Below are 12,576 nucleotides of genomic sequence, written 5' to 3' on the forward strand. Positions count from 1 at the left end.
TTTTTCTAGGTTAGGTTGTTCGCTGAAAGTTCGTCTAGCGCCTCCCTCCCCCTTGTGGGGAGGGAATGAGGGTGGGGGTGCCGGTGACCATCGAACGCTCGCGTCAGCTTCGGAAATCAATGCCGGGACCAGAAGCAAAGCTTTGGTTGGCCCTCCGTGAACTGCGAGAGCAGGGCCATCACTTTCGCCGACAAGCTCAGATCGGCCCCTACTACGTGGATTTTCTGTGCCACGGCTCAAAACTTGCGATTGAGGTCGATGGCGACACTCATTTTGTAGCTGGTGCCCAAACATATGATGAGCGCCGCGATCGGCGGATTTCTGCGGACGGGTTTCGTGTGATCCGCTTTACCAACACCGAGGTGATGACCAATCTCGATGGGGTGTTGGAAGCCATTTTATCGGCGCTTGCCGCCCCCCACCCTTGATCCCTCCCCACGAGGGGGAGGGAGACGCATGATCCTAGATGTTCGGTGTGCAGAGAGGCCTCGGTTTGCTCTGTTGCCGACCCCATCGCCTCCCTCCCCCTTGTGAGGAGGGAACGAGGGTGGGGGTGTGACAAGCACCGGACCCTACTTTCTCCCACCTCAATATCGCCGCAAAGCTGGACATTTCGGCTGATGCCACGATAGAAAGCCACGTTTCTATTGGACGCGCGCCGTGTCCGTTCCGCATGAAAGCTAGTTGATGACCAGCGTAAACGATCTCCGTTCGAGCTTTGTCGATTACTTTGCCCGCAATGGCCATGAAGCCGTTGCGTCGAGCCCGCTCGTGCCGCGCAATGATCCGACGCTGATGTTCACCAATGCGGGCATGGTGCAGTTCAAGAACGTCTTTACCGGCGTCGAAAAGCGGCCCTATTCGACCGCGACCACGGCCCAGAAATGCGTTCGCGCCGGCGGCAAGCATAACGATCTCGACAATGTCGGCTTCACCGCGCGCCATCACACCTTCTTTGAAATGCTGGGCAATTTCTCGTTCGGCGACTACTTCAAGGACCGCGCCATTGAACTCGCCTGGAACCTCCTCACCAAGGATTGGGGCCTGCCGCGCGAAAAGCTGATGGTCACTGTCTATGAAGACGATGACGAGGCGATGGAGCTTTGGAAGAAGATCGCCGGCCTCTCCGAGGATCGCATCGTGCGCCTCGGCGCAAAGTCCAACTTCTGGCAGATGGGCGATACCGGCCCCTGCGGTCCGTGCTCGGAAATCTTCTATGATCATGGCGACAAGGTCTGGGGCGGCCCTCCGGGTTCGACGGATGAAGATGGCGATCGCTGGATCGAAATCTGGAACCTCGTCTTCATGCAGTTCGAACAGCATGCCGATGGTTCGCGCACGGGCCTGCCGCGTCCGTCCATTGATACCGGCATGGGTCTCGAACGCGTCGCCGCCGTCATGCAGGGCGTGCACGACAACTACGACATCGACCTTTTCAAGGCGCTGATCTCAGCAGCCGCGAATGCCACCAATGCCGACATCAACGGCCCCGGCAATCGCAGCCTGCGCGTGATTGCCGATCACCTGCGCTCGATGAGCTTCCTTATTGCCGAAGGCGTGCTGCCCTCCAATGAAGGCCGCGGCTACGTCCTCCGCCGCATCATGCGCCGCGCCATGCGCCATGCGACCCTGCTCGGCGCCAATGAGCCGACGATCTTCAAGCTCGTGCCGACCCTGGTCCGCGAAATGGGCCAGGCCTATCCGGAACTGAGTCGTGGCGAAGCCATGATCGCCGAAACCGTCCGTCTCGAAGAAGGTCGCTTCCTCAAGACCCTCGGTCGCGGTCTACAGATTCTCGAAGCCGAAACCGCCGGTCTCGGCGAAGGCGACGTGCTCAATGGCGCTGCTGCCTTCAAGCTCTACGACACCTACGGTTTCCCGCTCGATCTGACGCAGGACGCGCTGCGTAACCGCAACATCACGGTCGACCAGGCTGGCTTCGATGCCGCCATGGCCCAGCAGAAGGCCGAAGCCCGCAAGAACTGGGCCGGCTCGGGCGAAGCCGCGACCGACACCGTCTGGTACGGCCTTGCCGACAAGCTCGGCCCGACCGAATTCCTTGGCTACGAAACCGAGACCGCCGAAGGCGAGATCAAGGCCCTCCTTATCGATGGCGCTGAAGTCGCTGCCATCGCGGCCGGCCAGGAAGGCCTCGTCGTCGTCAACCAGACTCCGTTCTACGGCGAAAGCGGCGGCCAGGTCGGTGATTCCGGCGTGATCAAGGGCGAAGGCTTTGCGGCCGAAGTTCTGGACACCGGCAAGCATCACGGCGTTTTCAGCCACAAGGTGAAGGTCACCGAGGGCACCCTCAAGGTCGGACAGGCCGTCGAGCTCATCGTCGACCACGAGCGCCGCTCGTCGATCCGTTCGAACCACTCGGCAACCCACCTGCTGCACGAAGCCCTGCGCCTCGTGCTCGGCGATCACGTCGCCCAGAAGGGTTCCATGGTGTCGTCCGATCGCCTGCGCTTCGACTTTGTGCACACCAAGCCGATGACCCCTCAGGAAATCGCCGAAGTCGAAGACATCGCCAACGAAATCATCCTGCAGAACACATCGGTCGAAACCCGCCTGATGGGTGTCGAGGAAGCCAAGGAGTCGGGCGCTCGCGCGCTGTTCGGCGAAAAGTACGGCGATGAAGTCCGTGTCGTTTCCATGGGCGAGCCGACGGGCAACGGCCTCGGCTGGTCTGTCGAACTCTGCGGCGGCACGCATGTGCGCCGCACCGGCGATATCGGCCTCGTCTCCATCGTCACCGAAACGGCTTCGGCTGCCGGCGTCCGCCGCATCGAAGCGCTCACCGGCAAGGCCGCACGTCATCGCGGCAATACCAACGTCAACATCGTTTCCTCGGCCGCTGGTCTCCTGCGTTCTGGCACTCACGAAGTGCTCGACCGTATCGAAGCGCTGCAGAACCAGCTCAAGAGCGCCGAAAAGGCCCTCAGCGATGCCCGTCAGAAGCTGGCTCTCGGCGGTAGCAGCGAAGGCGGCAATGCCACCGAAACCGTCAATGGCGTGACCTTTGTCGGCCGCGTCGTCGAAGGCGTCGCCGCCAAGGACATCAAGACCGTCGTCGATGCCGAAAAGAAGCGCATCGGCTCCGGCGTTGTCGTCATCGTTCTCAAGGGCGAAGACGGCAAGGGCACCGTGGCCATCGGCGTCACCGACGATCTCACCGGCAAGTATGCCGCCGGCACGCTGATCAAGTCAGCAACCGCCGCACTCGGCGGTCAGGGCGGCGGCGGCCGTCCCGATATGGCTCAGGGTGGCGGGCCGGATGCGAGCAAGGCCGACGACGCTGTCGCGGCGATCCGCGCGCTGATCTAATCAGCAAAAGATCCATGTTCGGATAGTGCAAGCCGCGGCCATGCCGCGGCTTTCGCATTTAGGGCTTCGCGTTACGCTCGATGCCAACAGTCTGCTAGCGGAAACGGGGCGCTATTCGCCGATACGGAAGAAGAAGACACGCGGCTTCCAGCGGATCGGCCGCTTTTCGCTCAACACGTTCATCAGGCCTGCGCCGACCACGATCAGCATGCCCACGATCGCGATCCAGTCCGGATACTCGCCGAAGAACAGGGCTCCAAAAAGGATAGCCCAGATCAGCTGGCTATACTGAACCGGCGCAATGAGATTGGCCGGCGTCTGCTTGCTCGCCTGGATGAGTAACAGGCCGCCAACGCCGCCAAGAAGGCCTATCCCGAGCAGGATCGCCAATTGCTCAGGCGAGGGGATGACGAAGGTCGGGATCATCAGTATCGCATTGAAAATGCCCGAATAAAGCACCTGCAGGCCAACCAGGCTGACGCGGCGCTCCTTCTGCGCGACATGCCGCAAAACGGTCGTTGTCACGGCGCCGAGGCAGGCGGCAACCATCATCACGTAGTGGCCGAGTTCAAGTTCGCGCAGGCCCGGACGGATCACCAGCACCACCCCCAGGAAGCTGATGAACAGCAGTACCCAACGATGCACGGCGACGAACTCGCGCAGCAGCAATACCGAAAGCAGCGTCACGAACAAAGGCGTTGTAAAACCAATGGCATAGACGTCGGCAAAGGGAATGTGCGTGAAGGCAAACATCACGCAGGCCGTGCCGGTGATAGCCGTCGCGCAGCGCAGATGCACGAGCCAGGGGTGATGCAACTTGTAGATGTCGCGCCAGCGCTCCCCGCGCTTCGTTAGCATCGCCGGAATGATGGAAAAGCTGGTGGTGAAAAAGGCGATCTCGAAGACCGACATGGCCGGGCCCGTCGCCTTGATGAGAGCATCGGCTACGGAAAAGCTGGCATAGGCCAAAAAGGCCAGAATGACGCCGACGGGCATCGCAGTACCACGAAAGTCAGAAAAGGAGGGATTCGGGCGGGAATGACGCTAGCATACAAGCCATTTCCCGCTCCGTCATGACAAAAGCGGCTCTAATCCGCCCAGTTTCCGCGGCCGAGCGCCGGGCCGATGACTTCAATGCGATTGGTCCAGACATAGCCCGGGAAATTCTCCGGCACCTGTTCCAGCGTCTCGAGATCGTCGATGCCGGCCGTTCCGGGATCGCCGGCGCCATAGGGGCCGAGCAGAATGACCTCGCTGCCTGCGTCCTTGAGCCGGGTGAGGAGGAGATTGGGCCAGCCCCAAAGGAAGGGCGCGACGTTGATCGGGATCATCACCTGCGTTTTCCTGCAGGCTTCCGGCATCACGCCGGCCCAGCCGAGGAGTTCGTACTGCGCCAGGCAGTCGACGAGGCTGCGACGTGACCAGACATGCAGGCCGTCGATCAGGTCGGCGGCGCGGTAAGTTGGTTCGTCACCGCCATAGGCACCCCAGACGGCGGGCCGCCATTCTGGGTATTGGGTGAGGAGATCGGCGAGCATATCGCCCTCGCGCGCTTCGCGGCTCTTGAAATTCACGAGGAATTCCTGGCCGGGCAGGGCCGCAAATACCTCTTTTAGTTCAGGCATTTGGCCTGCAAATTTGCCGCGGAATGGATAGCTCGTTCCGTTATCCGCGGTATAGCCATAGCCGATGTCGAGCGCCTTCAGGTCGGCCATGCTGTGGCTGCGCGTTTCACCCGCGCCTTCGGTCCGACAGTCGACCGTCCAGTCATGCATCACCGCGAACTGACCGTCGGTTGTCGGGTGCACGTCCAATTCGACGATATCGGCGCCAGCCGCGAAGGCCATTTCCATCGAAGCTATTGTATTTTCGAGGTAATCATGACGCGGCGGATCGATGCGCTCTGCGGTGCAGGTGTCGTTCTCAAGCCCTTCGCGATGATAGGTCTGGTGCACACCACGATGGGCGATCAGCTTGATCCCGTCACCCTCGGGCATGGGCACGCGCCAGCTGGCGTTGAACACATAGACCCAGCCGATCAACAGCACGGCAGGCAGCAGCAGCCAACGTTTTCTCACGAATCTTTCCCCCACACTGAGATGCACGAGAGCGGCAAAGTCTGGCAAGATTGCGCCCTACGCCGGGGGCAAGGCGGCATGAACGTCGCGTTCATTCCTGCTTCAGGCGCAAGAAGGCTAGCTGAATTCGGGCGGCCCCTGGGCTGCGTTGTTGGAGGGCTATCACTATGCAGTTCTGGAAGAAATTTGCCTTGGGCGCCGTGGCGGCCATCGGCCTTGCCGTGCCGGCCGTGGCCGCGGAACGCGCCGTCATCGTGCTTGATGGGTCGGGCTCGATGTGGGCGCAGATCGATGGCAAGGCGCGCATCACCATTGCGCGCGAAACCCTGTCTGCCGTGTTGGCCGACCTGCCTGACGATCTCGAACTCGGCTTCATGACCTATGGTCATCGCGAAAAAGGCAATTGCGGCGATATCGAAATGCTGGTCGAGCCGACAGTCGGCACGGGCGCCGCGATCGCCGAGGCGGCGGAAGGGATCAATCCCAAGGGCATGACGCCGATTTCCGATGCCGTGCGCCTCGCCGCCGAAAACCTGCGGTTCACCGAGGAGAAGGCCACCGTCATCCTGATCACCGATGGCCTCGAAACCTGCGAAGTCGACCCGTGCCAGCTGGCGACCGAGCTTGAAGGGCAGGGCATTGATTTTACAACGCATGTGCTCGGTTTTGGCCTGTCCGACGAGGACGGCCAGCAGGTCGCCTGCCTCGCCGAGAATACCGGTGGGCAGTATCTGTCTGCTGCTGATGGGGCTGGGCTTGTCGATGCATTGACGAAGGCCGTGGCGCAAGTGGTTGAAGTTGCACCGGAACCGGCGCCGGAGCCTGCACCCGAGCCGGAACCGGTCGCCGCCCACAATCTTAAGCCAACCGTCTCGTTTGCCGAAGGCGGGCCGGATCTGGTCGATGAGACCTATGACATTGTCTGGAGCTGGTACAAGCCGAATGCCGAAGGTGGCGAGGGCGAATATGTCGGCACCGACTACTATTCCCGCTTCGAAGGCACGCTGGAGCCCGGCGAATACATCCTCAAGGTCGAGATCGGTTCGGCCTCGGCAACCCAGCCGATCACCATTCAGGATGGCAAGATCGCCAAGCCGCACTTCGTGCTGAATGCCGCGATCCTGAAGCTTCATCCGAGGTCGAGCGAGGGTGCCGAAGTGTCCGACGATGCTTCCACCGAGATCAAGCTCAACGGCGAATATCTCGCCTATGAATATGGCGATGTGGATATCGTCGTCCCGGCCGGTTCCCTCGAAGCCATCGTGACCATTGGCGAGGCTCAGGTCAGCCGCAGCTACACGCCCAAGGCTGGCGAGACCGTGGAGGAAGACGTCGTCCTCGGCACGGGTCTTGTCTTCTTCACCACCGAATATGCTCCGGGCGCCAAGGTCGAAGATGACATCTTCATGGAGATTTTCGAGGCCAAGGTGGCGCTGGATGGCACGCGCAAGTCGGTGGCCTATGGCTACAATGGCGAGCAGGACTATGAGCTGCCGGCCGGCGATTATGTCATGGACTATCGCCTTGGCGGGGCGAGCGGGCAGGTCCCGTTCAGCGTTGCATCTGCGGAACGCACCGACGTGCCGGTCTCGCTCGATGCCGGTGTTCTGTCGGTGACGACTCCGACCGACGAATATGTCGAAATCTTCAGTTCCACCAAGGATATCGCGGGCAATCGCAAGTCCTTCGACTATGGCTATGGCCCCAGTTTCCAGACCACTCTGGCGGCCGGCGACTATGTCGTCTTCAGCCGGAAGGACGATGTCGAAAGCGAAACGCCGGTGACGATCAAGGCGGGCGAACGCTTCGAGCTGACTATCGAAGTCGCGGCCGAGGGCGGCAAGAAGAAGTAGGCGTCTCAGGCCAAAACAAAAAAGGCCGGGTCGCAAGACCCGGCCTTTGTCATTCAGAGAATAGCGTGGCTTATGCCATGGCCTTCTGCAGGTTCTGGTCGATGGCATCGAGGAAGCCGAGCGTCGAGAGCCACGGCTGATCCGGACCGACGAGCAGGGAGAGATCCTTGGTCATCTTGCCTTCTTCGATCGTGTCGACGGTGACCTTTTCGAGGGTCGCAGCGAACTTGGCCAGTTCGGCATTGTCGTCGAGCTTGGCGCGGTGTGCGAGGCCACGGGTCCAGGCGAAGATCGAAGCGGTCGAGTTGGTCGACGTTTCCTTGCCCTGCTGGTGCTGGCGGTAGTGACGGGTCACGGTGCCATGGGCAGCTTCGGCTTCGACGATCTTGCCATCGGGCGTCGCCAGAACCGAGGTCATCAGGCCGAGCGAGCCAAAGCCCTGGGCCACGATGTCGGACTGCACGTCGCCGTCATAGTTCTTGCAAGCCCAGACATAGCCGCCGGACCACTTGAGAGCCGAAGCGACCATGTCGTCGATCAGGCGGTGTTCGTACCAGATCTTCTTGGCTTCGAACTGCTCCTTGAATTCCTTCTCGTAGATCTCCTGGAAGATGTCCTTGAAGCGGCCGTCATAGGCCTTGAGAATGGTGTTCTTGGTCGACAGGTACACCGGCACGCCGCGGGCGAGACCGTAGTTGAAGCTCGAATAGGCGAAGTCGCGGATCGAGTCGTCGAGGTTGTACATGGCCATGGCAACACCGGCGCCCGGGGCCTGGAACACTTCGTGCTCGATCACGGTGCCGTCTTCACCGGCGAACTTGATGGTCAGCTTGCCCTTGCCGGGGAAGGTGAAGTCGGTGGCGCGGTACTGGTCGCCAAAGGCGTGACGGCCGACGATGATCGGCTGGGTCCAGCCGGGAACGAGGCGCGGCACGTTCTTGCAGATGATGGGTTCGCGGAAGATCACGCCGCCGAGGATGTTGCGGATGGTGCCGTTGGGCGACTTCCACATCTTCTTGAGGCCGAACTCTTCGACGCGCTGCTCATCGGGGGTGATGGTGGCGCACTTGATGCCGACGCCATATTCGCGGATGGCATTGGCCGAATCCACGGTCACCTGGTCATTGGTGGCGTCGCGGTTCTGGATCGACAGGTCGTAATACTTGATGTCGAGGTCGAGGTAGGGATGGATCAGCTTGTCCTTGATCGCCTGCCAGATGATGCGGGTCATTTCATCGCCGTCGAGGTCCACCACCGGATTGGCGACTTTGATCTTGCTCATCGGATAACTCCCTAAGAATCCTTGGTTTGGCCCCTCGGCCGGTTTCGGTTGCCCCTATAGCATCACACGCGAAAAGCGCAAAGACAGGTCGGGCAAGGGGGCATGCCCGCTTGGTGCCTCTATTTTTGCGGCAGAGTTTGGACGAAGCGCAGGCAGCGCTGCAGCCATTGGCTCAGGTCGTCGTCGTCCTCGATTGCATCCCCCGAAACCACTACGAAACCGCCCATGGTGCGGCCGCCCATATCCATTATCGAAGCGCCGGGCAGGGCGAGGGCGTCTTCCATTCCGTCCTTGCCGACCCGCGCCAGCATGCTGCCATCCTTGAGTGGCGCGACGAGCATATTGCCCTGATGCATGAAGGCGATGCCGCCGAACATTTTCTTCTCAAGGCAATGAACGCGCGCCGGCAACAGGGCCCGGATGCGCTCCGCGAGTTCGTCGGTCGCCATGCTCATTGATCGCCGTCCCGCCGATAGGTTTCGTGCCAGGGCAGGTGGTCGGCCACCAGATCCCAACTCTGGTAGCTGCGGGAAAAGATCAGCTGATTGGGTTTGAACCAGGCGTTGTCGCCGGCAAAAACGCCCACTGGAACGATGCGCAGGGCCGGTGCGCGGGAGCTTTGCGCAAAAACGGTCGTGCCGCATTCGGGGCAGAAGTGGCGCGTGAAGGTGGCGCCCGACTCGGCGGGGCGGGAAAATGCCTTGGTGGCGCCGACGATGCGCAGGGCTTCGGTGTGGAACAGAGCAACCGAGGAATGGCCGGCGCCACTGGTCCGCTGACAGTTTTCGCAGGAGCAGTGGAACATGGACACGATGCGTCCATGGACATGAAGCACGATGGCTCCACAGTCGCAGCGGCCGCTCTGATTGAGTTCGGTGTTGGCTTGGCTGGTCATGGCAGGAGGCTCGCATGGGACCCGCGGCGCCGCAAGTCTTGCCAGAAGGCCCGCGGTCGAAGAAACTCTCGCGCCAAAACGGGGAGCCTCATGGGATTTTATCCCGACCTGCCGGTCAGCACGCAACGCCTGACACTTCGTCCGTTCACGCGCGGCGATGTCGATGCCGTTCTGGACTATCGCGGCCGCGAGGATGTGGCGCTCTATCTTTTTGACACCGCCCTCAGTCGCGAAGAATGCGCGCTGGCCGTGCAGCAGCGCATCTTGCAGACCAGTTGGTCCGCTGAGGGCGACAAAATCGTCCTCGCAGCGGTGCTGAGTGAGTCTGATACCCTGATCGGTGAACTGTCGCTGATCTGGCGGTCAGAAGACGCTAGGCAAGGCGAAATCGGCTGGATTTTTCATCCGGATCATCACGGACGGGGTTATGCGACGGAGGCTGCCGGTGCGCTTCTCGACCTCGGCTTTCAAGGCGCTGATCTGCATCGCATTTTTGCCCGCTGCGACGCGCGCAACGCGTCCTCGTGGCGCCTGATGGAACGGTTGGGCATGCGACGCGAGGCACATTTTCGCGAGCACGCGCTGTTCAAGGGTGGATGGGACGAGGAATTCGTCTATGCTGTGCTTCGTCGCGAATGGCGTACCGGCGGTTGAGCCGTAGTCGATTATCGCGTTTTCCCCCAAGCATGCCTCCCGAAAGTGGGTGTCGGTTTCGGGACCAATGACATGCGCAAAAACGAGTTAGTAGCGCCCGAGTCCTGCCCATTGGCGGACGCGCGAAGCTGCTTGTTCCGTCGCTTTTGAAGTACAAATTTCACGAAGGATAGCAGGAACTTCCAACCCGGCGTGCCGTTGTCTGCGGAGAGTGTTCAAACAGCTTTACCGAGGGGCGTTGACCATCATGACTGGACTGCAATTTCCTTTGGCTACAGACCGTCTGGAACTGCGGCATTTCGAGCGCGCTGATGTCGCGCTTGTCGGTCGTTACCACATGCTGCCCGCGGTGCAGCGCTATCTCGTTCGGCCCACGCGATATCAGGAAGATGTCGCCGCCGCTGTCGAAATCATGCGCGGCCAGGTCTGCCTGCAGCGTCCTGGCGATACGCTGACGCTCGCCATGCAGCGCAAGGGCGACAAGGCGGTGCTTGGGCATGTGTCGCTGCATTGGTCAGATGCCACGGCCGGGCAGGGCGAACTGCTTTTCGCCATTGATCCCGCCTATGCAGGCGGCGGCTTTCTCACCGAAGCGCTGACGGCAATGCTCGATCTTGCCTTTGGACATTACGGTATTCATCGTGTCTTCGTGCGCTGCGACGGGCGCAATCATCACTCGGCAAAGCTGATGCAAAAACTCGGCATGCGGCTCGAGGCGCATTATCGCGAGCATGCCCTGTTCCAGGGGGAATGGGACGAAGAATTGCACTTCGCCATTCTCGACCGCGAATGGCAGGCTACTTCCAAGGTGCATCCGCTGCCGCTGCGTGATCGGGTGGCCTGACCTCACGCGCGCGTAATGATTATCGTGTTCTGATCAGCCCGCCATAGGGAGAAATTGCATGGCTGGCCTGCATTTGTGATGCATGCCAGAGGTTTGGTTGATCTACTGACGATGAGACGTTTTTCTTCAAATGCATGGTTCGAGGGGGCCAGGCACAGGCAGGACGGCTCACGTTAAACGCGTCAGTAGGCCCCTCATGTTCTCACGACCAACGACGCCCGCAGTGGGCGGCTCGCCTCAAACCATCGGCACCAATCGGGTGCGGCTGGTTTTCCTTGTTGCCATAGTCATTTGCGCTGCCGCCCTTGCTGGCGTCTATTCGCGTCCCGTGGAGTTCCTGGCCATGTTCTGGCCGGCGAATTCAATCCTGGCGGGGCTGCTCGTTCGCGCACGGCAATCGAACAGGCTGTTGGTTCTGGTTGGAGCGCTGCTCGGCTACCAGGCAGCCGGCTTTGTTGCCGGTGACCCCGCCTGGCTAGGACTGCAAATGACGGCGGCAAACATGATCGGTGCCGTGGCCTTTGCTTTTGTCTTCTGTTCGCTGGAGACGCAGGACCGCGACCTGACGCGCGTGCGTGCTGTCCTTTCGTTCATTGGCAGCGCGATCGTCGCTGCCGCTGTCGCCGGTGTGGCGGGTGGCCCTGCTTGGGTCAGCCTGGGTGATGGCGACTATTTCGACGGCTGGCGGACATGGTTTTCGTCGGAACTGATGAACTATCTGGTGTTGTTGCCGGGCATCCTGGCACTACCCTGGCCCTTGCCGCGTCCCCGCTTCAGAGGCTGGAACGCGCTCCTGCGCCATCCAGTGGTGCCGCCGGCCATCGCGCTTTTGGCTAGCGCAGGGTTCGGGATTCTGATCCTAAACCCCATCGCCATCGTCTTCCCGGTGCCGGCCCTGATCTGGTGCGCGCTCGTCGTGCCACTGCCGCTCACCTGTTTCCTGGTGCTCCTCTATTCCGGCGCAACAATGTTTGCCGTCAAACTCGGCGTCTATGGTCTCGGGGTGAATGGGCTGAGCGATGAACTGATTGCCGCCGTTCAACTCGGCGTTGCGATGATCGCTCTGGGGCCGGTGCTGGTCGCCAGTGCCACTGCGGACCGCCGCCGGCAGTTCGCCGAAATAGAGCGTGCTGCAACTTACGACAGCCTCACCGATGCTCTCAATCGCGGTACGTTCCTGCGCGAGGCCGAGAACGTGCTTGCAAGGCTCAGGGATGCACGGCAGCCGGTTTCCGTCATTCTGTTCGATGTCGACCACTTCAAGCGTGTGAACGATGCCTTCGGACATGCGGCCGGCGACCTGGCGCTGGTTTCGCTTTCGGCGGTAGTGCGCGCCTCGATCCGCAATGGCGACATGTTCGGCCGGCTGGGCGGGGAAGAGTTTTCGCTGCTGTTGCCCGGAGCGGGCTCGCAGGAAGCGCAGGCCGTGGCCAACAGGCTGCGCCGTCAGGTCGAGCGCATGCAGACAGCATTGCCTGGTGGCGAAGTCCTCGAGCTGACCGTCAGCATCGGCGTGGCCACCTCGCCGATGGCTCTGGTGCCAATGTCCGAAATGCTTTCGTTCGCAGATCAGACCATGTATGAGGCCAAACATGCGGGCCGCAATCGGGTGGAGTTTGTCGAAATGCCCGCCTGACGCAAGA

At 61.1% G+C, this 12,576-nt stretch carries 11 protein-coding genes; 6 read left to right on the top strand and 5 right to left on the bottom strand.

Annotation, left to right across the window (positions count from 1 at the left end; genetic code table 11):
* Positions 1-83 precede the first annotated feature (83 nt).
* Positions 84-428, top strand: a complete 345-nt coding sequence (locus ACSQ2A_RS18135; protein WP_436073361.1) for an endonuclease domain-containing protein — start codon at positions 84-86, stop codon at positions 426-428.
* A 259-nt stretch (positions 429-687) separates the two neighbouring features.
* Positions 688-3,327: an alanine--tRNA ligase gene (gene alaS / locus ACSQ2A_RS18140; protein WP_436073362.1), complete on the top strand. Its 2,640-nt coding sequence runs from the start codon at positions 688-690 to the stop codon at positions 3,325-3,327.
* 111 nt (positions 3,328-3,438) lie between these two features.
* Here alaS and ACSQ2A_RS18145 read toward each other — a convergent pair whose 3' ends face one another.
* Both ACSQ2A_RS18145 and ACSQ2A_RS18150 read right to left on the bottom strand, forming a co-directional pair.
* Positions 3,439-4,323 (bottom strand): DMT family transporter, encoded by an 885-nt coding sequence (locus ACSQ2A_RS18145; RefSeq protein ID WP_436073363.1) that lies wholly within the window; start codon positions 4,321-4,323, stop codon positions 3,439-3,441.
* 92 nt (positions 4,324-4,415) lie between these two features.
* Positions 4,416-5,405 carry a glycerophosphodiester phosphodiesterase family protein gene (locus tag ACSQ2A_RS18150; protein WP_436073364.1) on the bottom strand — a complete coding sequence of 330 codons (990 nt, stop codon included), beginning with the start codon at positions 5,403-5,405 and terminating at the stop codon, positions 4,416-4,418.
* Positions 5,406-5,572: 167 nt separating this feature from the next.
* On the opposite strand from ACSQ2A_RS18150, the gene ACSQ2A_RS18155 reads away from it, so the two are divergent.
* Entirely contained in the window at positions 5,573-7,258 is a 1,686-nt protein-coding gene (locus ACSQ2A_RS18155; protein WP_436073365.1) for a vWA domain-containing protein, read from the top strand.
* Positions 7,259-7,328: 70 nt separating this feature from the next.
* On the opposite strand, the gene ACSQ2A_RS18160 is transcribed toward ACSQ2A_RS18155, so the two are convergent.
* The 3 genes from ACSQ2A_RS18160 to ACSQ2A_RS18170 all read right to left on the bottom strand — a co-directional run bounded on the left by ACSQ2A_RS18160 (position 7,329) and on the right by ACSQ2A_RS18170 (position 9,435).
* Positions 7,329-8,540 carry an NADP-dependent isocitrate dehydrogenase gene (locus tag ACSQ2A_RS18160; RefSeq protein WP_035083395.1) on the bottom strand — a complete coding sequence of 404 codons (1,212 nt, stop codon included), beginning with the start codon at positions 8,538-8,540 and terminating at the stop codon, positions 7,329-7,331.
* Between the two features lie 119 nt (positions 8,541-8,659).
* Positions 8,660-8,995 (bottom strand): TfoX/Sxy family protein, encoded by a 336-nt coding sequence (locus tag ACSQ2A_RS18165; RefSeq protein ID WP_436073366.1) that lies wholly within the window; start codon positions 8,993-8,995, stop codon positions 8,660-8,662.
* The gene (locus ACSQ2A_RS18170) at positions 8,992-9,435 is read right to left on the bottom strand and encodes a GFA family protein (RefSeq protein WP_436073367.1); all 444 of its coding nucleotides are present in this window, start codon (positions 9,433-9,435) and stop codon (positions 8,992-8,994) included. Before ACSQ2A_RS18170 ends, ACSQ2A_RS18165 begins: the two co-directional genes overlap by 4 nt.
* Positions 9,436-9,525: 90 nt before the next feature.
* Here ACSQ2A_RS18170 and ACSQ2A_RS18175 point away from each other — a divergent pair, with 90 nt between their 5' ends.
* From ACSQ2A_RS18175 to ACSQ2A_RS18185, 3 genes are all read left to right on the top strand, one after another.
* Entirely contained in the window at positions 9,526-10,089 is a 564-nt protein-coding gene (locus ACSQ2A_RS18175; RefSeq protein ID WP_436073368.1) for a GNAT family N-acetyltransferase, read from the top strand.
* 268 nt (positions 10,090-10,357) lie between these two features.
* Positions 10,358-10,933 (top strand): GNAT family N-acetyltransferase, encoded by a 576-nt coding sequence (locus ACSQ2A_RS18180; protein WP_295411666.1) that lies wholly within the window; start codon positions 10,358-10,360, stop codon positions 10,931-10,933.
* A gap of 196 nt (positions 10,934-11,129) precedes the next feature.
* Positions 11,130-12,569, top strand: a complete 1,440-nt coding sequence (locus ACSQ2A_RS18185) for a diguanylate cyclase (RefSeq protein ID WP_436073369.1) — start codon at positions 11,130-11,132, stop codon at positions 12,567-12,569.
* Positions 12,570-12,576 lie beyond the last annotated feature (7 nt).

The organism is Devosia sp. LjRoot3 (genome assembly GCF_964252865.1).
GTDB lineage: Bacteria > Pseudomonadota > Alphaproteobacteria > Rhizobiales > Devosiaceae > Devosia.

Coding starts and splice junctions, on each gene's coding strand:
- ACSQ2A_RS18165 (WP_436073366.1), bottom strand. CDS start 8,995: ATGAGCATGGCGACCGACGAACTCGCGGAGCGCATCCGGGCCCTGTTG.
- ACSQ2A_RS18170 (WP_436073367.1), bottom strand. CDS start 9,435: ATGACCAGCCAAGCCAACACCGAACTCAATCAGAGCGGCCGCTGCGAC.
- ACSQ2A_RS18155 (WP_436073365.1), top strand. CDS start 5,573: ATGCAGTTCTGGAAGAAATTTGCCTTGGGCGCCGTGGCGGCCATCGGC.
- ACSQ2A_RS18185 (WP_436073369.1), top strand. CDS start 11,130: ATGTTCTCACGACCAACGACGCCCGCAGTGGGCGGCTCGCCTCAAACC.
- ACSQ2A_RS18175 (WP_436073368.1), top strand. CDS start 9,526: ATGGGATTTTATCCCGACCTGCCGGTCAGCACGCAACGCCTGACACTT.
- ACSQ2A_RS18145 (WP_436073363.1), bottom strand. CDS start 4,323: ATGCCCGTCGGCGTCATTCTGGCCTTTTTGGCCTATGCCAGCTTTTCC.
- alaS (WP_436073362.1), top strand. CDS start 688: ATGACCAGCGTAAACGATCTCCGTTCGAGCTTTGTCGATTACTTTGCC.
- ACSQ2A_RS18160 (WP_035083395.1), bottom strand. CDS start 8,540: ATGAGCAAGATCAAAGTCGCCAATCCGGTGGTGGACCTCGACGGCGAT.